The 22,035-nt window shown below is 43.8% G+C and carries 23 protein-coding genes and 4 tRNA genes; 7 read left to right on the forward strand and 20 right to left on the reverse strand.

Annotation, left to right across the window (positions count from 1 at the left end):
* Positions 1–100: 100 nt before the first annotated feature.
* The 5 genes from FTU46_RS00155 to FTU46_RS00175 form a co-directional block, all read right to left on the reverse strand.
* Positions 101–177, reverse strand: a tRNA-Arg gene (locus FTU46_RS00155).
* A gap of 230 nt (positions 178–407) precedes the next feature.
* Entirely contained in the window at positions 408–1,013 is a 606-nt protein-coding gene (locus FTU46_RS00160) for a dihydrofolate reductase family protein (protein WP_180104117.1), read from the reverse strand.
* Between the two features lie 117 nt (positions 1,014–1,130).
* Positions 1,131–1,207: transfer RNA gene (locus tag FTU46_RS00165), tRNA-Arg, on the reverse strand.
* 48 nt (positions 1,208–1,255) lie between these two features.
* Positions 1,256–1,332, reverse strand: a tRNA-Arg gene (locus FTU46_RS00170).
* Between the two features lie 13 nt (positions 1,333–1,345).
* Positions 1,346–1,435 (reverse strand) — tRNA-Ser (locus tag FTU46_RS00175).
* Between the two features lie 260 nt (positions 1,436–1,695).
* On the opposite strand from FTU46_RS00175, the gene rnr reads away from it, so the two are divergent.
* From rnr to FTU46_RS00205, 6 genes are all read left to right on the forward strand, one after another.
* Positions 1,696–4,143, forward strand: a complete 2,448-nt coding sequence (rnr, locus tag FTU46_RS00180) for a ribonuclease R (protein WP_180104118.1) — start codon at positions 1,696–1,698, stop codon at positions 4,141–4,143.
* Positions 4,144–4,222: 79 nt separating this feature from the next.
* A complete protein-coding gene (locus FTU46_RS00185) occupies positions 4,223–4,777 on the forward strand; it encodes a hypothetical protein (RefSeq protein ID WP_180031763.1) in 555 nt (184 codons plus the stop codon).
* A 71-nt stretch (positions 4,778–4,848) separates the two neighbouring features.
* Positions 4,849–6,888 carry a M3 family metallopeptidase gene (locus tag FTU46_RS00190; RefSeq protein ID WP_180012366.1) on the forward strand — a complete coding sequence of 680 codons (2,040 nt, stop codon included), beginning with the start codon at positions 4,849–4,851 and terminating at the stop codon, positions 6,886–6,888.
* A 40-nt stretch (positions 6,889–6,928) separates the two neighbouring features.
* Positions 6,929–7,141: a YheV family putative zinc ribbon protein gene (locus FTU46_RS00195; RefSeq protein WP_171064841.1), complete on the forward strand. Its 213-nt coding sequence runs from the start codon at positions 6,929–6,931 to the stop codon at positions 7,139–7,141.
* A gap of 14 nt (positions 7,142–7,155) precedes the next feature.
* Entirely contained in the window at positions 7,156–7,575 is a 420-nt protein-coding gene (locus FTU46_RS00200) for a hypothetical protein (protein ID WP_159122621.1), read from the forward strand.
* 60 nt (positions 7,576–7,635) lie between these two features.
* Entirely contained in the window at positions 7,636–8,511 is an 876-nt protein-coding gene (locus tag FTU46_RS00205) for a DMT family transporter (protein WP_104425693.1), read from the forward strand.
* Positions 8,512–8,559: 48 nt separating this feature from the next.
* Here the strand turns inward: FTU46_RS00205 and FTU46_RS00210 are convergent, their stop codons facing one another.
* The 5 genes from FTU46_RS00210 to FTU46_RS00230 all read right to left on the reverse strand — a co-directional run bounded on the left by FTU46_RS00210 (position 8,560) and on the right by FTU46_RS00230 (position 13,887).
* Complete coding sequence (locus FTU46_RS00210) at positions 8,560–10,842, reverse strand: TRAP transporter large permease subunit (protein ID WP_180104119.1); 2,283 nt, start codon at positions 10,840–10,842, stop codon at positions 8,560–8,562.
* Positions 10,843–11,019: 177 nt separating this feature from the next.
* Positions 11,020–11,592, reverse strand: a complete 573-nt coding sequence (gene rrtA / locus FTU46_RS00215) for a rhombosortase (RefSeq protein ID WP_104425691.1) — start codon at positions 11,590–11,592, stop codon at positions 11,020–11,022.
* Positions 11,593–11,664: 72 nt separating this feature from the next.
* Entirely contained in the window at positions 11,665–12,705 is a 1,041-nt protein-coding gene (locus FTU46_RS00220) for a hypothetical protein (protein ID WP_004786877.1), read from the reverse strand.
* Between the two features lie 545 nt (positions 12,706–13,250).
* Positions 13,251–13,637, reverse strand: coding sequence for a hypothetical protein (locus FTU46_RS00225; RefSeq protein ID WP_159122623.1), 387 nt, complete (start codon positions 13,635–13,637; stop codon positions 13,251–13,253).
* Entirely contained in the window at positions 13,630–13,887 is a 258-nt protein-coding gene (locus FTU46_RS00230; protein ID WP_034590267.1) for a succinate dehydrogenase assembly factor 2, read from the reverse strand. Before FTU46_RS00230 ends, FTU46_RS00225 begins: the two co-directional genes overlap by 8 nt.
* Before the next feature lie 182 nt (positions 13,888–14,069).
* On the opposite strand from FTU46_RS00230, the gene FTU46_RS00235 reads away from it, so the two are divergent.
* A complete protein-coding gene (locus FTU46_RS00235; RefSeq protein WP_180104120.1) occupies positions 14,070–15,242 on the forward strand; it encodes an acyl-CoA dehydrogenase family protein in 1,173 nt (390 codons plus the stop codon).
* A 53-nt stretch (positions 15,243–15,295) separates the two neighbouring features.
* Here the strand turns inward: FTU46_RS00235 and FTU46_RS00240 are convergent, their stop codons facing one another.
* From FTU46_RS00240 to rpmD, 10 genes are all read right to left on the reverse strand, one after another.
* The gene (locus FTU46_RS00240) at positions 15,296–16,786 is read right to left on the reverse strand and encodes an NAD(P)/FAD-dependent oxidoreductase (protein ID WP_159122625.1); all 1,491 of its coding nucleotides are present in this window, start codon (positions 16,784–16,786) and stop codon (positions 15,296–15,298) included.
* Positions 16,787–16,993: 207 nt separating this feature from the next.
* Positions 16,994–17,359, reverse strand: a complete 366-nt coding sequence (gene rplQ / locus FTU46_RS00245; RefSeq protein WP_004786886.1) for a 50S ribosomal protein L17 — start codon at positions 17,357–17,359, stop codon at positions 16,994–16,996.
* 18 nt (positions 17,360–17,377) lie between these two features.
* Positions 17,378–18,385: a DNA-directed RNA polymerase subunit alpha gene (locus FTU46_RS00250; RefSeq protein ID WP_004786889.1), complete on the reverse strand. Its 1,008-nt coding sequence runs from the start codon at positions 18,383–18,385 to the stop codon at positions 17,378–17,380.
* Between the two features lie 16 nt (positions 18,386–18,401).
* Positions 18,402–19,028, reverse strand: a complete 627-nt coding sequence (rpsD, locus tag FTU46_RS00255) for a 30S ribosomal protein S4 (protein ID WP_004786890.1) — start codon at positions 19,026–19,028, stop codon at positions 18,402–18,404.
* Between the two features lie 12 nt (positions 19,029–19,040).
* Positions 19,041–19,427, reverse strand: a complete 387-nt coding sequence (rpsK, locus tag FTU46_RS00260) for a 30S ribosomal protein S11 (RefSeq protein ID WP_001040166.1) — start codon at positions 19,425–19,427, stop codon at positions 19,041–19,043.
* Between the two features lie 19 nt (positions 19,428–19,446).
* Positions 19,447–19,803 carry a 30S ribosomal protein S13 gene (rpsM, locus tag FTU46_RS00265; RefSeq protein ID WP_004786893.1) on the reverse strand — a complete coding sequence of 119 codons (357 nt, stop codon included), beginning with the start codon at positions 19,801–19,803 and terminating at the stop codon, positions 19,447–19,449.
* Between the two features lie 107 nt (positions 19,804–19,910).
* Complete coding sequence (gene rpmJ / locus FTU46_RS00270; RefSeq protein ID WP_000867907.1) at positions 19,911–20,027, reverse strand: 50S ribosomal protein L36; 117 nt, start codon at positions 20,025–20,027, stop codon at positions 19,911–19,913.
* A 20-nt stretch (positions 20,028–20,047) separates the two neighbouring features.
* Positions 20,048–21,367 (reverse strand): preprotein translocase subunit SecY, encoded by a 1,320-nt coding sequence (secY, locus tag FTU46_RS00275; protein WP_171505548.1) that lies wholly within the window; start codon positions 21,365–21,367, stop codon positions 20,048–20,050.
* Between the two features lie 45 nt (positions 21,368–21,412).
* Positions 21,413–21,853 (reverse strand): 50S ribosomal protein L15, encoded by a 441-nt coding sequence (gene rplO / locus FTU46_RS00280; RefSeq protein ID WP_004786897.1) that lies wholly within the window; start codon positions 21,851–21,853, stop codon positions 21,413–21,415.
* A 3-nt stretch (positions 21,854–21,856) separates the two neighbouring features.
* Positions 21,857–22,033, reverse strand: a complete 177-nt coding sequence (gene rpmD, locus FTU46_RS00285) for a 50S ribosomal protein L30 (RefSeq protein ID WP_004786899.1) — start codon at positions 22,031–22,033, stop codon at positions 21,857–21,859.
* Between the last annotated feature and the right edge of the window lie 2 nt (positions 22,034–22,035).

Consider the following 22,035-nt stretch of genomic DNA (forward strand, 5'->3'; position numbering starts at 1 on the left):
TTCATTCCTAATTATTGGCTTTTTATATGAAAAATTAAAAAACTACAGATGTAAAAAAACCGCATCAATGTGCGGTTTTTTCAGAATTCTTTATCAAGATTGGTGCGCTCAGAGAGATTCGAACTCCCGACCCCTTAGTTCGTAGCCAAGTGCTCTATCCAGCTGAGCTATGAGCGCGACGTCTTGATGGAGTGCATTATATAGAGTTTTCAGTACTTGTTAAGTGTTTTTTAATAAAATCATAACCGAACGTACAGTAATTAAACGATACTGCAATATTTCAGTTTTTTTGATGAAAATTCCTGCCGATTTAGAGTTAAAAACAATAACCCAGACTTGGCGAGATTTCAGGATTAGCTAAATTAATCTTTCAATTACCTCATATTCATGCTCACAGCCTAATGGAGCTATTCCCCAACCAGGCCAGTTTTAACCTCGCCTGCCCGCTGATAACAGCTCAATACCATGCCATTTGAAGTAACTTGATGATCTGTCACTGCAAATGCTCCTGGCATAGAGTCTTCAGCAAATAGACGTTTTCCTCTGCCCAATATTATAGGAAAGGTCATTAGATAGAGTTCATCCACAAGATTATGCTTAAAAAGTGCCTGTGCCACTGCGGCACTGCCATACACCCGAATATTCCCCTTCCCTGAAGCCTTCAGGTTAATGATCTCATCAATACTTTTTAGAAAGATCGTATTTTGCCAGTCCGAGCGCTCTAGACTGGTGGACAGCACATATTTATTCACCTCATTAATTCCTGGCCAGTCTTCAGCATGCTTCGGCCAGTAAGGTCCAAAAATCTGAAAGGTATTCTTACCAATCAAAATATCGGTAGACTGCATCCATTTTTGCATGATGTGATCAAATGCTGGATCGGGTTCAGCACTAAAATACGGCGCCACCCAGCCACCATATTGAAAGCCTCCAGATATGTCCTCTTCCGGACCGCCGGGTGCCTGCATTACACCGCCTAGAGTCAGAAATTCCTGGACAATAATTTTTCTCATCACAATGCCCTTATTTTTATTGAGTCATCTAGGATTTATTTTTAGCATGTGATTCAGGCGGATTCTGTAAATTTTAGGCACAAAAAAACCGCAACATGTGCGGTTCATTGTTCAAGTTGGTGCGCTCAGAGAGATTCGAACTCCCGACCCCTTAGTTCGTAGCCAAGTGCTCTATCCAGCTGAGCTATGAGCGCGTAACTTGTGTCGTCTTTATAGACTGCGTTATTTTCCGATTTACTTATTGGTGCGCTCAGAGAGATTCGAACTCCCGACCCCTTAGTTCGTAGCCAAGTGCTCTATCCAGCTGAGCTATGAGCGCGACATAAGTAAAGTGGCGGTGAGAGAGGGATTCGAACCCTCGATACAGTTACCCGTATGCGTCCTTAGCAGGGACGTGGTTTCAGCCACTCACCCATCTCACCGTAACGTGCCGCCATAATACAAATTTCGGCATAGCACTGCAAGCACAGCTTGAAAAAAAACTGCATATTTTTGCTCGTTTAAATACTTTTTAAACAATTTCCCTGTTTTTAGTCATTTAAGTCCTGAAAAACCCGATAAATTTCCAGTTATCTAAAATTAGCCAAAAATCGAAAACTTAAACAGATTATTGCAATCATTTACGTGCAGTCTGCACTGACATGACTTATGCTAAACCTATCTCCAAGGACACTTTAAAGATATGATGAAAAATTGGGTCGATCCTGAAGCAAAAGCTGAAGCCGAACGTTATGACAACCCTATTCCAAGCCGTACCCTGATTCTCGAAACTATAGAAGAAAAAACTGCCCTGTCCCATGCCGACCTGGTGGAATATTTTGAAATTGCCGATCAAAAAAGTATTGATGCCCTGAGCCATCGTCTGATCGCGATGGTACGTGACGGGCAATTAATGAAAGACGGTTACAAGTTCCAGATCGCGGCGGAACAGCCTGAGCATGAAGCAACGGTGTATATCAACTCCAAGGGAAGCGGCACAGCCAATATTTCAGGTGAAGATGACCTGCTCTTACCTGAGCGTGAATTGCGTCAGGTCTTTAACGGTGACCGTGTCAAAGTCCGTCAGACCTCAGTAGACCGCAAAGGCAAAGCCTGGGGCTTTATTACCGAAGTCTTGCAGCATCGTGTCAAACAGATCATTGGTAAAGTGTCTGAATATGAAGGCGAATATTTTGTTCAGCCAGCTAATCCAAATGCACATCAGCCTATTACTCTAGAAAAAGAGCTGATCGAGCATGCCCAGGTCAAAGTCGGCGATTCAATCCGCGTGGCAATTGACACCTACCCGACTAAAGAAGAATTTGCGACTGGCCATATTGTGCAGTCGATGGCAGACAAAGCCGATACCGAAATCATCATTCCACAGACTATTCTGGAATATGGCCTGCCATATGAATTCCCTGAAGAAGTCTTGAAAGAAGCGGAAAGCTTTAAAGAGCCTTCTGCCAAAGACCGTGACGGCCGTGTCGATCTACGTGATTTAGCGCTTGTCACCATTGACGGCGAAGATGCACGTGACTTTGATGATGCGGTTTATGCAGAAAAACGTCCGGGTGGTGGCTATCGTGTGGTCGTAGCGATTGCTGATGTGAGTCATTATGTACGTCCGGGCAAACCACTCGATGATGAAGCGCAAGAACGTGGGACCTCCGTGTATTTCCCGCACTTTGTTTTACCAATGTTGCCTGAAGCACTCTCTAATGGCCTGTGTTCTTTAAATCCGAATGTCGACCGTCTGTGCATGGTTTGCGACCTGAAACTGTCACGTGCTGGCCGAGTGACCGGGTATGAATTCTATCCTTCAGTCATGCATTCCAAGGCACGTCTGACCTATGATCAGGTCGCGAAGTATTTTGAAGGTGACAGTACAGCAATCACTGAAGATCGTAGTGTACGTAAATCACTAAATACCCTGTTTCAGTTGTATCAGATTCTAAAAGGCTTGCGTGCTGAACGTAATGCAATGGAATTTGAAACCATTGAAACCTATATGACTTTCGATGAGCTGGGTGGTATTAATGAAATTCTGCCACGTACCCGCAATGACGCGCATAAGCTGATTGAAGAATGTATGTTGCTAGCCAACGTTGCAGCAGCTGAATATGCATTGAAAAATGAAATACCGATGCTGTACCGGGTGCATCAACCCCCTGAGTTCTCACGTATCCAGAAAGTTCGTGATTTCGTGAAACTGCTGGGTCTGCCATTCCCGGAACAGCCAACCCAAGCTGACTATCAAGCGGTGATTGAAGCGACCAAAGACCGGATTGATGCGCCAAGTATTCATGCCGTGTTATTACGTTCCATGATGCAAGCCTATTACGGTGCCGACAATGCTGGCCACTTTGGTCTGGCCTATGAAGCGTATACACACTTCACCTCTCCAATTCGCCGTTATCCGGATCTGTTATTACATCGTGCCATCAAAGCTCATTTGAGTAAAAAGCCATATCCAATTTCAGGTGCCTCTTTAGATGATGCCGGTGAGCATTTCTCAGCGACAGAACGCCGTGCTGATGAAGCCTCCCGCTCTGTAACGACTTGGCTGAAATGTCACTATATGCAGCAACATCTTGGTGAAGAGTTTGTTGGCATTATCAGTGCAACGGCTGAATTTGGTTTGTTTGTCACGCTGAAAGACCTCTATGTCGATGGTATGGTGCATGTCAGCCAGTTAGGCGATGACTTCTTTGTCTTTGATCAAAGCAGCCAGAGTCTGGTCGGCCAGAACCGTGGTCAAATCTTCAGTCTGGGCGATGAAGTCAAGATCAAGGTCGCTGGAGTCAATCTGGAAGAACGCAAAATTGATTTTGAACTGATCCAGCAACTGACTCATGCGGGTCGTCCAATTCGCGCCCGTGCTCCACGTGTCGCAGAAAAAAAACCTGCACCACGTCCGGAAGCAAAAGAGGAAGTCTTCAATAATCATGAGCGTGCGCAAAAAGCCCAGCCCAGTGATGATGGAGAACAGCCCATACGACGCAAAAAAGACAAATCCAAACCCAGTTCCTACAGCAAAAAGCCTGCTAAAAAATCTGCAGGAAAGTCTGAAGCAAAGACTAAAGATAAAGTGAAGAAAAAAGCCAAGATCAAAAAGAAAAAGTCGAATGCAAAAACCAAGACTGAATAATTTCTAATGATCATAAAAAGGGCGCTACGGCGCTCTTTTTATTTATAATCAATATACTAATTAAAAGGAAAATTATAAATTGGATACAGTTAATATTCTTACATTGATCATTTCCCTCACAGCTCTACTTGTAACCTATGCAGTGTTTAAATCAGATCAACAGCCACAGATTCTTATTTTTGCTACACCTCATTATGGAAAAGAATCTTTAATTCAACTTCATGTTAAAAATATCGGTAAATCTATCGCTCACAATGTAAGAGTCTTTAGCGACCAGCCTATTCCTCAAGCAGCATTTGGAATTGAGAAATTAACTTCTAATAAGCAATATTTTGATTCTGGTATTTTTAAAAATGGAATAAAAGTATTTCCACCTAATCAAAGTTACATATACGATTGGGGACAATATGGAGGTCTTAAAGAATCATTAAATAATACATCTATCACCTTCACTGTGACTTATTCTTATAAACATCCTTTGAACCTGTGGAAAACCAAAATCACTAATATCTCTATTATCGATATAAATGAACTAGAATCTCTTCCTTCATCCAATGGCGGCATCTTAGAACAATTAAAAAATATCAATAAATCTTTAACAACCTTAAATCAAAAAATTGAGAAAAAATTATAGATAGCTTGATTTCCCTGCCAATAAGCCCTACATCTAGATTTAACATAGGAAATGACTTCGGCAGAAACGACATGACATTAGAAAAAGCAACTTTACCCGTTCCACAATTTGATCAGATTACCCTGGCAGATCTTAAACAAAAAATTGAAAACTGCATTCAGCAAGGTTTGCAATTTCTAAATGAACTGAACCAGACACCTGATACTGTCCAGGAGCAACTTGCGGTTCTGAAACAGGTTGATACGTTAGAAAATAATATGAGCGAGTCCTGGGGTGTTTTGTCGCATCTCAACGCAGTTATGAATAATAGTGAAACCCGTGATGTCTATCAGGCATTATTACCGGGTCTAAGTGATTACTATACCCAGTTGGGCCAGCATACGGCGCTATATCAAACCTATCAGCATGTACAGGATGCACCGGTCTTCAATGAACTGCCGGAAGCTCAGCAAAGTGCAATTAAACTGGCGCTACGTGACTTTAAATTGTCAGGTGTGGCTCTAGAGGGTGAAGCCAAAAAACGCTATGCAGAAATTTCTGCACGTTTGTCACAACTTTCCTCAGATTTCTCCAATCATGTACTGGATGCAACTCAAGCTTATTTCAGACCGCTTAAGGAAGAAGAATTAGCGGGCCTGTCTGAAAGCAATATTGAACTCTTAAAACAGTATGGCCAGCAACGTGAACTGGATCAGCCGGTTGCCACTTTAGATTTCCCGTCTTATCTGGCAATTATGACTCATGCCGAAGATCGTGGCCTGCGTGAAGAACTCTATAAAGCCTATACCACACGCGCGTCAGATCAGTCCGAACAGACTGAATTTGACAATACAGCCATCATGGAAGAAATCCTGAAATTACGTCAGGAAATGGCAGCACTATTAGGCTTTAATAACTATGCCGAATATTCACTGGCCAGCAAAATGGCGCCAAATGTCGAAGCTGTTGATGAATTCCTGCGTGATCTGGCGGAACATGCCCGTGCGCCTGCTAAACAGGAAGTGGCTGAACTGAAAGCCATTGCTGCTAAAGATGGTATTACTGAATTAAAGCCCTGGGACAGCAGTTACTATTCTGAAAAGCTGAAAATGCAGCAGTTTAATCTGTCTCAGGAATCGCTAAAACCCTACTTCCCGGCTCCAAAAATTCTGCAAGGCCTGTTCAGTATCCTGAAACGTTTATATGACATTCAGGTGGTTGAACGTGAAGCGCCAGTCTGGCATCCAGATACGCGTTATTTTGAACTGGAAGATCAGGGCGAAGTGATTGGCGGTTTCTATTTCGATCTCTATGCACGTCAGGGCAAACGTGGCGGTGCCTGGATGAGCGGCTTCCGTTCACGCATGCAAATTGCTGAAGGCCTGCAAAAACCAATCTGTTATATGGTAGCAAACTTTACTCCACCTGTGGGTAACCGCCCTGCACTACTGACTCATGATGAAGTGATTACCCTGTTTCATGAGTTTGGTCACGGTCTGCATCATATGCTGACAGAGGTGGACAATATTGCCGTGGCTGGTACGCATGGCGTGGATTGGGATGCTGTCGAACTACCAAGCCAGTTTATGGAATTCTGGGCCTGGGATCAGGACAGTTTAAACCTGCTCAGCGAACATATCGAAACCAAGGAAGTCTTACCTGCTGACTTGTTAAAAGCTTTATTAGATGCCCGTTTCTTCCAGTCCGGTATGCAAACTTTGCGTCAGCTGGAATTTGCTTTATTCGACCTGACCATTCACCGTGCCAATCCGGCATTGAGTGCTGAACAGATTCAGGCAACCTTAAACGAGATTCGTGAAAAATATGCCGTTTTACCTACTACAGCATATAACCGATTCCAGCACAGCTTCAGTCATATCTTCGCGGGTGGATATGCAGCGGGCTATTATTCTTATAAATGGGCAGAAGTTTTGGCCAGTGATGCCTTCGATCGCTTCGAAGAAGAAGGAATTTTTAACACTGAAACCGGAAAGCAGTTTAGACAAAAAATTCTAGCAGTTGGCGGAAAAGATACAGCACTTGACGCATTTATCAATTTCCGCGGACGCGAGCCAAAAATAGATGCTTTGTTACGTCATCAAGGTTGGACGAACCGCTCTAAAAACGCTTAAACTACGTTTTTAAGTAAATCACAGGGTGAGTATGATGGCTATCAAACGTCGTTTCATTGCAGGCGCAAAATGTCCTAAATGTCAGGCGTTGGATCGGATCGTTATGCTGACCTCTGGTGAAGCTGAATGGATTGAATGTATCGAATGTGGGTATGAAGAAAACCGTCCTACCCATATCGAGGAACCTGAGTCACCAGCCGTTCCGGATGAAATTGGTGTGATTCAGTTTAAACCCCGTCAGCCAAAAGAATAATTTCGGGAACCTAAATGACTCTAGATCATCGACAAAATCCTAAACTTTTATGGGGAATAGTGAGTGGATTAATTGTTGTGATTATTGCTGTTTTAATAATTACACAGTTTTTTCTCAAGCAAAATGAAACATTACCAGCACATCAGGGTGACTTGATGCACGCACCGGTGACACAAGCCGCACCTAAAGCAGAACCTGAACCGGAAGAAATTGTGCCTACTTCTGAAAATGTCTTGGTCGATGCCTCTATTATAAGAGAAGAAGTCACTGAAAATGCCACTTTGGCGAAAGAAGAAATTGCCAAACTGGAAGATATTCAGCAACAGCTCAATGAGCAGGAAAAAAGCCTGAAGCAACAGCATAGTGATGCGGATGAGCTGATTAAACTCAAAGAGGAACAAATCAAGTTACTCGAAGCACAACTGGCACAATAGTCAGAATGAGTTAGGGATTTTCAGCTAGAATATCCACAGATTTTCTAGCTAAGTTCCCTCATGAGTGTAGCCTCTCCCTCGCATCTGGTTAAGGCAATTGTCTTTCTGACCTGTTCCGCTTTTTTGTTTTCAGTCATGGGCGTCTGTATCCGCTTCGCCTCACACACCGTTGATAATGCCACTGTGGTATTTTTCCGGAATTTTGTCGGCCTGTTTATTTTTCTTCCTTTAATCTTCAATAAAGGCATTAACTTTTTTAAAACTGAAAAACTCTGGATGCACACCTGGCGTTCTGTCGCAGGTCTGACGGCGATGTATGGATTTTTCTATGCCATTGCACATTTAAAGCTCTCCAATGCCATGGTCTTTACCTATTCCTCACCAATTTTTATTCCGCTGATTGCTTGGCTGTTTCTAAAAGAAAAAGTCACTCAAAGCATGTTACTGGCTGCTGCGATCGGTTTTATTGGCGTGTTGTGCGTAGCTAAGCCTGATTCCGGTTTATTTAACCTAATGTCTGTGATTGGCTTGAGTGCCAGCTTCTTGGCTGCTATGGCTTTTGTCACGGTTCGCGCATTGACCCAGACCGAACCACCAGAACGAATTGTGTTTTATTTCTGTTTGATCGGCACCCTGATTTCCATGATTCCAATGTTCTGGCATTGGCGTCCTTATACCCTGACTGAACTCGGTTATTTAATTGCAGCCGGTTTATTGGCAAATACCAGCCAGTTATTTCTATCCAATGCTTATAAACTGGCACCTGCTGGTCAGATTGGACCAGTGAACTATATTGCGATTTTCTTCGCTGGCTTATGGGGCTATTTATTCTGGCAGGAAGTTCCGGATCTCTATAGCCTGCTCGGATTAGGGCTGATTTTTTGTGGGATTTTACTGTGTAGTCCTGTTTTACAAAATAAGCTTAGACTGCGTTAAGGCCACAACAAAAAAAGCACCCGAAGGTGCTTTTTTTATTTGTTTAAATTATTGATACCAGCCGAAGAGCTTAAATACATAAGGCACATAGGCAATGATCAGCATTGCTGGCAGTAATACGATCATCGGTAAAATCCAGCGCTCATAGCGATAATAGAAGGATTTATGTCGGACTTCTGCATCAGCTTCAGCCACCTCGGCATCACCAATAGATTGCCTTGCTAACAAATGGTTCAGGGCAACTGGCGGTGTCACATAACCCAACTCGAAACCAATCAAGGTAATCATCCAGAAATGTACCGGATGAATTCCATACTGATAGGCGACTGGTGCAACCGTTGCTGAAATCAGGATCACTGCGCCGAATGGGTCCATAATCATGCCAACGAACACCATCAGGCCAACAATCATGGAAATCACCAGAATGGTACTGCTAATATCTGTCGGGAACGCTTCCATAATTTCCATACGTTCCAGCAGGCCGCCCACACTGACAGATAGTGCCATCAGGATCACCAGTGCACCAATGTGTCCAACCGTTTCACTGGTCGAAATGTGTAATGATTTCCAGAAGCTGACATGACGTAAACTTTCAACCGCAGTCGAACGTTTTACACCATGATCTACAGCCAGCTCACCGCCCTGCTGCTCAACATGGTCTGCTTCACGATATTCAGCATTAATGGCTGTACCCGCAGTCGCCATTGCAGGCGTATTTCCTGAACCTAAGGTGGTGGTTAAGGTTTCATCCCAATGCCCTACTGGTGGTAATGGTGCAGGCTCATGACGTAACTTATCAAATAGCACGATCATCAACAGAATGACTGGCATCATGACAGGTGCAGTAAATTCATTCAGATCTGTAGATAAAGCATATTTGTAGAACAGCCAGATCAGGATGAAAATCACAATATAAGGAATCACATTTACAAAGGCACGTGCAGACTGTGGTGAAGCCAGACCAGGTGCAGCAATACGGAACTTGCTTTCAGCAAAGAATAGCGAAATGATCAGGAACAATGTTGAACTGAGCAGGAAGACATAGACACCGTAGTGATACAGCATATCTGTCGTCACTTCCTTGTTCAGTGAAGCAACCACAACAATCAGTAGACATGGACGAAGCACCACACCGAGTGAACCGGACATCGCTGTTGCTGCCAAGGCAAACTGACGGCGACCACCGGCATTCCAGACTTCCTTATAAATGATCGCACCTGCAGCAATCACGAAAATCCCAGATGCACCGGTATAAGCGGTTGGTAGTGCAGCTGCCAGCAGGATTAACCAGGTCAAGGTTTCTGGTGCCAGATTCCATGGACGCAGGATATTCAGGAACATGTCTACGACACGGGTTTGTTTCAGCAACATACCGGCCCAGATAAATAAGGCCAGATTTAGGAAGATGCTCGAAAATTCAACCAACTGCCCCAGATAGATGCCCTGACCCATCGGGTAATCCATCAAGAAGACAAAGTTAAATCCGGTACTGATGGCCATATAGGCATACAGTGGCACGCTTAAGAAAGCCAGCCCGAAACTGCCCCCTTCTCGGGTCGCCTGAGGTGGCTTAATGACTTGATACAAACTGATCAGGGTCAATGTCCCAAAGAGAATCATCCATAGCCAGTAGACATACTTCATGTCTCCCATTGGCACCCCGGAATTCAGCACCGACATATATTGGCTATAGGAAGAATAGACCAGGAAACTGTTCGCGATCAGCATCGCCACAGAATAGACTTTAAAGTCGATACGAGTGGCTGGACTACGTAGACCAATATGATGGGTTTTCAATGTCGCGCTGATTGCAGCAAATACCACCATAATGATGAGCAGCAAGGCACGGTTTTCAGTCCCGAACTTGAAAATGCCAAAGAATGAAGTTTCAAAACTGCGATAGGCGCGAATACTTGGATGCGCTTCAATATGCGTTATCGCCTTATCATAGAACTGGTAAGACTCTTCACAAACCTGTTGTGCCTGCATCACTGCAGCACGTACATCCGCTTCAGAACGTACGCCGAAGAAATCGGCATATTCATCGGCGGCATCTGCTTTCATCTGCTCCTGAACTTTTTGATCGACATTAATATTACGATCACATTGAGGCGCTTTCGGTTCAGCACGCAAAAACGAATACTGCATGCCTGTCGCCGGATCACCATACAGACGCTCGCCCATACGCAGCAACTGACCATGAATCATTTCCCCGGTTCCAATCACCAAGGTCAGTAAGAGCAAGATGAGCACGACAAAGGTCGAGATCCACTCTGTCCAGATATAACGTAACAGACCTAATCCCGATCTGTTTTGATTATCGTTGTGCATGTATTTTCCTATTCTTGTTTTCGCGCCTTACATTCTTTTAAGCGCTGGTCTTCCTGTCTGCCCCGAAAATTCCTTTACAAGGGTCAGTATCATTATTTTCTGTTTTGACTCTGCATGAAAATCAGCAGAATAAAAATGACAATTTATCTTTTCTTTTTGTCTTTTCTGCCAACAGTTTCAGCTATCCTGGACATAATTGCCCAAGATATAGAGCAATGCGACTACCACTCCCCAGATCACCCCTAATAAATGCGCTTCGACCAGTACCGGACTACCAATAAGTTGTGCAGTTTCCTGATTTCCAATGGTATTTTCCCAAATCAGTTTGGCAAAGATTAAAAATAATACCAGCACGGCAAATCCACGTTCGCGTTGATAAAGCAGATGCACACAGGCGACTGCGACATAAGCCCCATGTAATACCCCGGATAGTCCTGCATATGCTTCAATATTTGGCAGGAAAAAATAAAAACTCAGGCTGATCAACGGCGGCAGAATCAAAAGAATCGAGACGAAATGCCACACAGATGCACGGGGGAAAATGAAAGGTAGACAGATAAAGGCAAGAATATTCAGAAAATAATGGGCCCAGCCGACATGCACCCAGTGCGCGGTCCAGAGCCGCCAAAACTCCCCGAGCAGGCTTTCCTGCCAGTAGATGAAAGCATCGTTAAAGATTTGCAAACTCGCTGAAAGAGAGACAAAAGCCGCCAGAAAAATAATTTTTCGTCGAAGATGTTGATCTTGCATCGGCTCCTTGAACTCCTTTCAGCATATTGAAAATGACCTCTATGAGCATCATTCACTTAATTTTTCATTAATTTATAGGTCAGCGCTAAACAGATCATCCAGTTCTGAAGAATTATCTGTTTCATCCCAGAAGGTCTGCATGCCATCATCTGCACTACGAATACCGGTATTTTCAGTCCAGTAACGGTCAGAAATACCATTCACCATAATGGCAGCCATACTGTCGATCAGCTTGAACTGAGGATTGACCGGCTTCTCATCACTACGTGCCTGATCAAAGGTTCTTAACGCATCACGAATTTTGGCATCATCCCCACTGGCCTGTGCCGCTACAGCATATAAGGCATGTGATAAACGTACACCTTTTTGCTCACCAATTTGTACTGACTGTTTCAGAGTTTGGTAAGGATCAGGTTTCCCATCACCTGCCCCTGGCAATAAAGTCCAGATCACAGCACGAGTTGCATTTGGTGCGCCCCAGAATTTGGTATTATCCAGACAGGTCATGCCACGCTCGACCACAGCCGCAATATCTTTGGGTACTTGTACGGCCCCACCCGAGTTAATGTCATTGGTCATGGCTTGCAAGCCACTTAGCATGCCCAGCAGATAAACTGTCTGTTCAATATCACTGTTCATGCGTGGACAGCCTTCACCCAGCGCTTTTTTATATTTTTTCTCATAACGGGTCTGGAATAACTGATAACCCGTGTACTGGCGTTGTGCAGCCAGTGCAGCCCAGCGTTTCTGCTCAATCCGCGCATCCTGAGCTTCAGTCACCTGGTTGACTTTAGAAGCACGCAGATACCGCAGCTCTGCATCCAGTGCTTTCTGCTCGGCACAAATCCCGGCTGCAGAATACATCAGTACTGCGACACGAGTCGGATCAGCCCCCATTTCTTTAGTCGACATGATGGCCGGTGTTAAAGAATTCCCGGAATTACACACCATCTCGGCATCATCCATCGCCAGGATTGGTGGAACAATATGCTTTTCAGTGAAGCCCAGCGCCACATTGGCACCGGTTTTAATGACCTGAGAACATCCTGTTAGAACTGTTGTTGTTATTGCAATGGTCGCCATACCTTGGCATATTTTTCGGACGCTCGACATTTTCCTGTCCTCTATAATTGTGATTATGTCCATTATTCTGCTAAACATATCAGAAGCATATAACGAATAAAAGAGTATTTACTCTAATTTAGACCAGACACTTTGCCATTAAATTGCCCAGCTGCAATTGACTGTAGTAGATAAAATCCCAAATTTTGGGCAAAAAAAAGTAGCATTGCGACGGTTCAGCACATGCTACTTATCAACTTGGCAAGCCGAGAAGAAAATAGGTTCTCGAGCTTAATTCTGTTATTTAGGTGAAAATCTGTCCTTCAGCACCGTTCCCAGCCGTCCTATGACTAGGGCCATCACAATCGCAACGATCAAAAACATCCACATTGGAAATTCCATCATGATCTCCTGTGTTCGCTGTTGGTGACTTAAATGTACCTGCTTATAAAAAAAGCAGCTGAAAAATTGTCAGACAATTCATTGTTTTTACAGGGAAATATGATTTTTTGTCTGACAATTCAAGCAGGGTTAGCGGATAAATCTTTATTTTTAATCAATTTATTTAAAATTTCGGAATGTCATTTGTCGGACAATTAAAGTATTTTTGTCAAAACTTTCAAAGACTTCCATTGTTTAAAAGGCAACTGGTCACACCAGATGAGCAACGGACGTGCTTTTGCATGCTGGAAATACACCACGATATAAGCTTGGTGATCAATCACGTGACTGATCAACACTCGCCGTGTGCCTTGCGCAGCTGCTGTCAGTGACCATTCACGTCCATCCAGATATTCAAACTGCTCAATGTGCGGTGTCTTACGATAAAACAACTGGTAGATGACCACTCCGATGACGCCACAAACCAGCCAAATTATCACAGGCAATAACTGATACAGCAGGAACATTAATACAGCGAAAATAAAAAGCTGAAACACCAGCGCACACTTGCTGCGTTTCAGCTTGAAACAACGATTATCCATGAACGTAAAATTTAAGCTTCTTGATAAAATCTTTTAATTCAGGGCGTGGGGGTTCAGACACTTCCATAAACCAGTCCAGCAGGTCTGGATCTTCCTGTGCAACCAGCTCAGCAAACATCTGTTTTTCGAAGGGATCAGCAGTGAGATAATAGTTTTTCACGTAGGGATCAAAATATACATCGATCTCTTTCAAGCCACGACGCGCGCGATAAATCACTTTGCGCTCTTCTAAGGTGATGTCATCAGTCATCGAATTTTCCCAACTCGTTACAAACCTGAGTAGTTTACCTTAAGCCATTGCTGAATTTCGAGGTATTTCATACAAATGACCAAAAGCATCAGTAGATTCCCCAGATTTGAACATTCAGCTCATTGTTCCCTCATCTGCTCTATCTTAAGTTAAATAAAACATCACAATAAGGGAATTATAAGATGCATTCGAGCGCGATCCGTCCATTGGCCAGCATGCTGCCACGTCAGCTTTTCAATGATGAACATGAAGCCTTTCGGGAGATGGTCCGTAAATTCTATGAAAAGGAAGTGATTCCTCACACAGAAAAATATGAACAGCAACAGCATATCGATCGTGAGCTCTGGAATAAAGCCGGTGAACTTGGCCTTCTCTGTGCCACGATGCCTGAAGCTTATGGCGGTTCAGGGGTGGATCGTTTATACAGTATGATCCTGATCGAGGAACAGGCCTATGCAGGCGACTCTGCGACAGGATTTTCACTGCACTCCGATATCGTGGCCAATTATATTCTGAACTTTGGCAATGAAACACAAAAGCAGCAATGGCTCCCGAAAATGGCTACAGGTGAAGTGGTCACGGCAATTGCGATGACCGAACCTGGAACTGGCTCCGACCTGCAGGCAGTACGCACCAGTGCTGTATTAGAGGGTGATGAGTATGTGATTAATGGTTCCAAGATATTCATTACCAATGGTTATCTTTGTGATACGGCAATTGCGGTATGTAAGACGGGTCATAGTGAGAAAGGCTCTGCCAATCTTTCTTTGATTATGGTCGAAGCAGATCGTGCAGGATTTAGTAAAGGTAAACCCTTAAATAAAATCGGCATGAAAGGTCAGGATACCTGTGAACTGTTCTTTGACAATGTCCGTGTGCCTAAAGAAAACCTGCTAGGTCAGGAAGGCATGGGTTTTATGATGCTGATGAAAGAACTGGCTTGGGAGCGGTTAATTGTGGCCATCATATGTCAGGCAGGGGCAGAAGCGGCATTCGCACATACGGTAAAATACACCAAAGAACGTCAAGCCTTTGGCAAACCGATCAGCGCTTTTCAAAATACCCGTTTTAAACTGGCAGAACTGCGTACCGAAATTGAAATCTGCCGAGCTTATCTGGACCGTTGTATGCAACTACAGCTTATTCAAAAATTGGGAGTTGATGCCGCCGCAGCTACTAAATACAAAATTTCTGAACTGTATAGCAAAGTGGTTGACGAATGCCTACAACTGCATGGCGGTTATGGCTATATGCTGGAATATCCGATTGCACGAGCGTACCTGGATAATCGCGCGAACCGCATTTATGCAGGAACCAATGAAATCATGAAGGAACTGATTTCCAGATCACTCTAATTTGAAATATGAAAAAGGAGTTCATCAGGTACTCCTTTTATCTATGTCTATACTTAAGACACCAATCTTGGCTTGGCTGGCACAGCACTGGATTTCGATTTGAATTTCAATACTCCATCTTCAAAAGATGCCGTTTTAAGCTCTTTACGGTCTGCCAAGTAGTTATTAGATACTTTCCAAGGTGCATGCTTACCCTGTTTCGGCATCACATCTGCGGCACGGGCAATATAGCCTGAAGTTAAACTACCCATCACCGTATCTTCAAGTAATTCCGTAGCATCCCCTTCTGGAATCACTTCATCATAACCATGCTGATCCATATAATTGAGCAGACGGCAGATATATTCTGCGGCAATATCCACTTTCAAGGTCCAGGAAGCATTGATATAACCAATAATCAGCGCCATATTTGGCACATCACTGAGCATGACCCCTTGATACAGCATATGCTTCGACGTATCCAAAGGCTTGCCATCCATCGTGGCCTGAATACCACCCAGAATCTGAATATTTAAACCAGTAGCAGACACAATAATATCCGCATCCAGATATTTACCTGATTTCAGCTGAATCCCAGTTTCAGTAAATTTCTCGATATGATCTGTTTCTACAGATGCATGACCTTCACGCAGAATTTTGAATAAATCCCCATCTGGCACTACACATAGGCGCTGATCCCAAGGTTCATAATTCGGGGTAAAGTGTTTCATATCCACTTTCCCTTTCAACTGAAACTGTACAGATTTCAATAATAAGGTTTTCAGTAGTTTTGGCTGTTTTTGTGCGAGTGCATAGATACCACGCTGCATGCCAATATTACGCGCACGGGTCAGCTTATAAGCCACATCTTCTGGCAATAATTTACGCATTTTTGAGTAAATCATGTCGATCGAAGGAACTGAGGCGATATAGGTGGGAGAGCGTTGTAACATGGTCACATGCCCTGCACCGCCTTTCACCATGGCTGGAACTAATGTTATTGCTGTCGCACCACTGCCAATAATCACTACTTTTTTTCCGCTATAGTCCAGATTTTCAGGCCAATGCTGCGGGTGAATAAATGTACCTTTGAATGCTTCCTGATGCGGGAATTCCGGCTGGAAGCCTTGATCATAATTGTAGTAACCCGTACAGCCAAGAACAAAGTTAGCGATCCAGGTCTGCTTTTTGCCCTGAGCGTTTTCAGCTACGACTGACCATTTACGTGTCGCTGAATCATAATTGGCACTAACGACGCGATGTTGAAAATGAATTTTTGAGCTCAAGTTAAATTCCTGAACCACTTCTGCAAGATAATTTTTAATTGCCGAGCCAGAAGCCAATACACTTTCTTTTTTCCAAGGCTTAAAGTTGAAGCCAAAAGTCGACATGTCCGAATCTGAACGGATACCAGGATATTTAAACAGGTCCCACGTACCGCCAAAGCTTTCGCGACGTTCAATAATTTCGAATGAGCGTTGAGGACTATGTTTAGAAAGATGGGCCGCCAGACCAATTCCCGAGATCCCCGCGCCTACAATTAAAATATCAACTTGCTTTTCCATATTCTTCTTTTACCTGAGCATTGTCATATATTTTATTAAATCACAAAATTGACAATACACAATGTCAAGTTTGAATAAAAGTGATTATTTTCTTATCTTTTCAGGACAAATTTCTAAACTGCCTGATAATGGGTAAATGCAAGACAATAAAAAAGGCCGGTTTATTCAACCGACCTTTTCGAACAACGTTTGCTGCTCTACACGAAATTAGTTAACTTCGCGATCTACTAGCTCAACGTAAGCCATCGGTGCAGCATCACCTGCACGGAAGCCCGCTTTAAGAACACGTAGATAACCGCCGTTACGCTCTTTGTAACGAGGGCCAAGAACGGTAAATAATTTACCAACAGTTGCAGCTGAACGAGTACGAGCAAACGCCAAACGACGGTTTGCTACTGTATCGACTTTAGCTAAAGTGATTAAAGGCTCAGCAACACGACGTAATTCTTTTGCTTTAGGCACAGTTGTTTTGATCAACTCGTGCTCGAACAAAGAGTTAGCCATGTTTTGGAACATCGCTTTACGATGACTGCTTGTACGGCCTAATTTCACACCACTATTACGATGACGCATGGTGATAGTCCTACTTAATTAACGGCTACGATAGGCGAAACGATCGTCCATACGGAGACTAGCTGGTGGCCAGTTCTCTAAACGCATGCCGAGTTGTAAGCCTTTGGAAGCCAGAACATCTTTGATCTCAGTAAGCGATTTTTTACCAAGGTTAGGAGTTTTAAGTAACTCAACCTCAGTACGCTGTACAAGATCACCAATGTAGTAAATGTTTTCTGCTTTCAAACAGTTAGCAGAACGAACAGTTAGCTCTAGATCATCTACTGGACGAAGCAAAATTGGATCAACTTCTTCACGAGGTTCTTGAGCCACAGGAGCTTGATCTTTCTGAAGATCAACAAAGATTGCAATTTGTTGTTGCAAGATTGTTGCCGCTTTGCGGATTGCTTCTTCAGGATCAACTGTACCGTTGGTTTCAAGATCAATGACCAGTTTATCAAGGTCAGTACGTTGTTCTACACGAGCGTTTTCCACTGTGTAAGACACACGTTTGATCGGGCTGTAAGATGCATCTAACTGTAAGCGACCCACTGGGCGAGTCTCGCCTTCTGGGAAACGTGAGTCAGAAGTCTCGTAGCCACGGCCTTGAGCCACTTTCAGGCGCATCTTAAGATTGCCTGATGCACTTAATGTGCCGATCAAGTGTTCAGGGTTAACCACTTCAACATTATGAGGTAAACGAAGGTCAGCCGCAGTTACGTCGCCTGGACCTTGTTTCTCTAATGTTAAATAAGCTTCATTTTGATCGAACAGCTTAATAGACAATCCTTTTAGGTTCAGCAAGAGCTCGACGATGTCCTGCTGCAAGCCTTCCAAAGTACTGTACTCGTGCTCAACACCTTCAATCTCAACTTCTACCACAGCAGCGCCAGGTAAAGAAGAAAGAAGGATGCGACGTAAAGCATTGCCCAGAGTATGACCAAAGCCACGCTCTAAGGGTTCTAGAATAACTTTTGCCGAGGTCCCGCTTGCCGCTTCGACCTTGATCGCTTGCGGAGTTAGAAACTCATTTGCAGTACGCGTCATATTGCTACCTCAAGGATTATTTAGAATACAATTCTACAATCAAGCTTTCGTTGATTTCAGCAGGTAAATCAGAACGATCCGGTGCAGCTTTGAACGTACCTTCTAGTTTAGAATGATCTACTTCCATCCAAGAAGGAATGCCACGTTGAGCAGCTAATTCAATTGCGTTTTTGATACGTAATTGTTGTTTAGCGCCTTCGTGAACTGCAATCACGTCACCAGCTTTAACTTGGATAGACGCGATGTTAACGCGACGGCCATTTAAAGTGATTGAACGGTGAGATACTAACTGACGAGCTTCTGCACGTGTAGAACCAAAACCCATGCGATAAACAACGTTATCAAGACGGCTTTCAAGCAATTTCAACAGGTTTTCACCAGTTGCGCCTTTAACACGAGCAGCTTCTTTGTAGTAGTTACTAAATTGACGCTCTAAAACACCGTACATACGACGTACTTTTTGTTTTTCACGTAATTGTAGTGAGTACTCAGATTGTTTACCGCCACGAGCTCCACCGTGTTGACCAGGAGCTTTAGCGTGTTTTTTAGTTTTGACGTCAAATGGTTTAACGCCAGATTTTAATTGCAGGTCTGTCCCTTCGCGGCGAGAGAGTTTGCATTTTGGACCAATATAACGAGCCATGAATGTTTCTCCTTACACGCGACGTTTTTTAGGTGGACGGCAACCGTTGTGAGGGATTGGAGTCACATCGGTAATGCTGTTAATTTTATAACCCACTGCACCTAATGCACGAACCGCAGACTCACGACCTGGACCAGGACCTTTCACAAGGACGTCCAAGTTTTTCAAACCGTAATCTAAAGCTGCTTTACCAGCAACTTCAGCAGCTACCTGAGCAGCAAACGGAGTTGATTTACGTGATCCACGGAAGCCTTGTCCACCTGAAGTAGCCCAAGCCAGTGCATTACCTTGACGATCGGTAATAGTCACAATGGTGTTATTAAAAGAAGCGTGAATGTGTGCAACACCTTCAGAGACGGTACGAGTGACCTTCTTGCGTGTGCGAGTATCTTTAGCCATCTTTTAGCTTCCAGAAATCTTATTTCTTAATTGGTTTGCGCGGACCTTTACGGGTACGTGCGTTAGTTTTGGTGCGTTGACCACGGACAGGCAAGCTGCGACGATGACGAAGACCGCGGTAGCAGCCTAAATCCATTAAACGTTTAATGTTCATGGAAATTTCGCGACGTAAATCACCTTCGGTTGGAACCTTGGCAATTTCTGCACGAATCGCATCAAGCTGAGCGTCATCTAATTCACGGATCTTAGTAGTAGTTGGGATACCCGCAGCAGCTAAGATTGACTTAGCAGTGTGGCGACCAATACCAAAGATGTACGTTAGAGAGATAACAGCATGCTTGTTATCCGGAATGTTTACACCGGCAATACGAGCCATTCAATTTTCTCCAAAAAGGCAGTAGAGATAATCAACCGCCCCACAAAAATCTTGAGGGGCGGATAATAACCCAATTCGCCTACTGAAATCAACAGGTCTTGATCAGATTAACCTTGACGCTGCTTATGACGAGGTTCTGCGCTACAAATTACGCGGATAACCCCATTACGACGGATAACTTTACAGCTACCACAAATTTTCTTTACAGAAGCTTGTACTTTCATGATGAAACCTCTAAGTGCGCTTATCCCTTAGGATGAGCAGTCGTTTTTCTCATTAACGTTTGATTGTCATACTGGTGCGAGGTGAGATGTGCTTGAAGCTGAGCCATAAAGTCCATCACCACCACTACCACGATCAGCAACGATGTTCCACCCAAGCTAAATGGAATACCAAAAGAGCTTTGCAGAATCATCGGCATTAAACAGATGACAGTGATGTATATCGCGCCAATAAAGGTCAAACGATTGAGAATATGATCTAAGTAACGAGCAGTTTGCTCACCTGGACGAATACCAGGCACGTAAGCTCCGCTGCGTTTCAAGTTCTCTGACACTTCTTTAGGACTAAATACCAGTGCTGTATAGAAGTAACAGAAAAAGATAATTAACGCACCAAAGAGCACCAAATACAACGGCTGACCAGGCGATAACACCAATGCCAAGTCTTGTAGACTACGCTTGATAATTCCTGCACTTGGATCCGAACTACCAACCCATTGACCTAAGCTCGCTGGGAACAAAAGTAAAGAGCTGGCAAAAATTGCCGGAATTACACCCGCCATATTAATTTTTAATGGCAAATGTGTTTGCTGTGCAGTAAATACACGACGTCCCTGCTGCTTTTGAGCATAGTTCACCGGAATACGACGTTGCGCCTTCTCGATAAACACAATCGCTGCTAGTACAGCAATCGATAACAGACCAAAAATTGCTAATCCAATTAGACTAGACTGGCCATTATCAACTGAAGTTAGAGACTGCATAACTAAAGTCGGCAATCCTGCAACGATACCTGCGAAGATGATCATGGAAATACCATTGCCCACCCCACGCTCGGTAATCTGTTCACCCAGCCACATCAAGAACATGGTCCCCGCAACCAAAGAGGTTACCGCAGGAACATAAAAAGCCAGACCAGAGGTCAGGGTAATTCCCTGGCTGATCAGGCCAGCACACATACCAATTGCTTGCACAAGTGCAAGGAACAGCGTGCCTTGTCGTGTGTATTGGTTAATCTTACGTTTGCCCTGCTCGCCTTCTTTTTTCAAAGCTTCGAGCGATGGAACCACGGTAGACATTAACTGCACAATAATCGATGCAGAGATGTATGGCATGATCCCTAAAGCAAGAATCGACATTCGCTCTAATGCACCACCTGAAAACATGTTAAACAAACCAAGGATGGTACCTTGGTTTGCATTAAACAGATTTTCTAGCGCGGCATTATTAATCCCTGGTACTGGAATATGCGCTCCTAGTCGAAACACCAACAACGCACCAATGAGAAACATCATTCGACGAATAATTTCACGGTATTTCACATGAAATGGTTGGCCTTTCATCATGTTGACATGACCTGAAGAACTAGGAGTCATAGACACTGGGGATTACTCCTCGACTTTACCGCCAGCAGCTTCAACAGCAGCTTTAGCGCCTTTAGTCAATGCAACACCTTGTACAGTGAATGCACGAGTAATTTCACCAGAAAGTACGATACGAGCACGAGTCATGTCTTTACGTACAACGTTCGCAGCTTTTAAAGTTTCAAGAGACACGATGTCGCCTTCAACTTTAGCAAGCTCAGATAAACGTACTTCAGCAGTTTTCAAAGCCAATTGGCTAGTGAAACCGAATTTAGGCAAACGACGATAAAGTGCAGTTTGACCACCTTCAAAACCTGGACGAGTACCACCGCTCTTACGTGAGTTTTGACCTTTGATACCACGACCACCAGTCTTACCAACGCCAGAACCGATACCACGACCTAAACGAAGGTTGTCACGCTTAGCACCTTCTGCAGGTGCAATTGTATTTAAACGCAGAGTCATGGCTTATTCCTCTACACTAACCATATAGTAGACTTGGTTGATCATACCACGGTTAGAAGGCGTATCTTGCACTTCTACAGTATGACCAATACGACGCAGACCTAAACCTTTCAGGCTCAGCTTGTGATTTTTCAAGCGGTGCGATGCAGATTTAGTCTGGGTAACTTTAATCGTTTTCATGA

It is taken from the genome of Acinetobacter sp. YH12108, assembly GCF_013419055.1.
Lineage (GTDB): Bacteria > Pseudomonadota > Gammaproteobacteria > Pseudomonadales > Moraxellaceae > Acinetobacter.

What these genes read in the sequence shown, in the direction of transcription:
- FTU46_RS00160 (WP_180104117.1), bottom strand. Translation starts at nt 1,013, where the DNA reads ATGAGAAAAATTATTGTCCAGGAATTTCTGACTCTAGGCGGTGTAATG.
- rnr (WP_180104118.1), top strand. Translation starts at nt 1,696, where the DNA reads ATGATGAAAAATTGGGTCGATCCTGAAGCAAAAGCTGAAGCCGAACGT.
- FTU46_RS00190 (WP_180012366.1), top strand. Translation starts at nt 4,849, where the DNA reads ATGACATTAGAAAAAGCAACTTTACCCGTTCCACAATTTGATCAGATT.
- FTU46_RS00200 (WP_159122621.1), top strand. Translation starts at nt 7,156, where the DNA reads ATGACTCTAGATCATCGACAAAATCCTAAACTTTTATGGGGAATAGTG.
- FTU46_RS00205 (WP_104425693.1), top strand. Translation starts at nt 7,636, where the DNA reads ATGAGTGTAGCCTCTCCCTCGCATCTGGTTAAGGCAATTGTCTTTCTG.
- FTU46_RS00210 (WP_180104119.1), bottom strand. Translation starts at nt 10,842, where the DNA reads ATGCACAACGATAATCAAAACAGATCGGGATTAGGTCTGTTACGTTAT.
- rrtA (WP_104425691.1), bottom strand. Translation starts at nt 11,592, where the DNA reads ATGCAAGATCAACATCTTCGACGAAAAATTATTTTTCTGGCGGCTTTT.
- FTU46_RS00220 (WP_004786877.1), bottom strand. Translation starts at nt 12,705, where the DNA reads ATGTCGAGCGTCCGAAAAATATGCCAAGGTATGGCGACCATTGCAATA.
- FTU46_RS00225 (WP_159122623.1), bottom strand. Translation starts at nt 13,637, where the DNA reads ATGGATAATCGTTGTTTCAAGCTGAAACGCAGCAAGTGTGCGCTGGTG.
- FTU46_RS00230 (WP_034590267.1), bottom strand. Translation starts at nt 13,887, where the DNA reads ATGACTGATGACATCACCTTAGAAGAGCGCAAAGTGATTTATCGCGCG.
- FTU46_RS00235 (WP_180104120.1), top strand. Translation starts at nt 14,070, where the DNA reads ATGCATTCGAGCGCGATCCGTCCATTGGCCAGCATGCTGCCACGTCAG.
- FTU46_RS00240 (WP_159122625.1), bottom strand. Translation starts at nt 16,786, where the DNA reads ATGGAAAAGCAAGTTGATATTTTAATTGTAGGCGCGGGGATCTCGGGA.
- rplQ (WP_004786886.1), bottom strand. Translation starts at nt 17,359, where the DNA reads ATGCGTCATCGTAATAGTGGTGTGAAATTAGGCCGTACAAGCAGTCAT.
- FTU46_RS00250 (WP_004786889.1), bottom strand. Translation starts at nt 18,385, where the DNA reads ATGACGCGTACTGCAAATGAGTTTCTAACTCCGCAAGCGATCAAGGTC.
- rpsD (WP_004786890.1), bottom strand. Translation starts at nt 19,028, where the DNA reads ATGGCTCGTTATATTGGTCCAAAATGCAAACTCTCTCGCCGCGAAGGG.
- rpsK (WP_001040166.1), bottom strand. Translation starts at nt 19,427, where the DNA reads ATGGCTAAAGATACTCGCACACGCAAGAAGGTCACTCGTACCGTCTCT.
- rpsM (WP_004786893.1), bottom strand. Translation starts at nt 19,803, where the DNA reads ATGGCTCGTATTGCCGGTGTAAACATTCCGGATAACAAGCATGCTGTT.
- rpmJ (WP_000867907.1), bottom strand. Translation starts at nt 20,027, where the DNA reads ATGAAAGTACAAGCTTCTGTAAAGAAAATTTGTGGTAGCTGTAAAGTT.
- secY (WP_171505548.1), bottom strand. Translation starts at nt 21,367, where the DNA reads ATGAAAGGCCAACCATTTCATGTGAAATACCGTGAAATTATTCGTCGA.
- rplO (WP_004786897.1), bottom strand. Translation starts at nt 21,853, where the DNA reads ATGACTCTGCGTTTAAATACAATTGCACCTGCAGAAGGTGCTAAGCGT.
- rpmD (WP_004786899.1), bottom strand. Translation starts at nt 22,033, where the DNA reads ATGAAAACGATTAAAGTTACCCAGACTAAATCTGCATCGCACCGCTTG.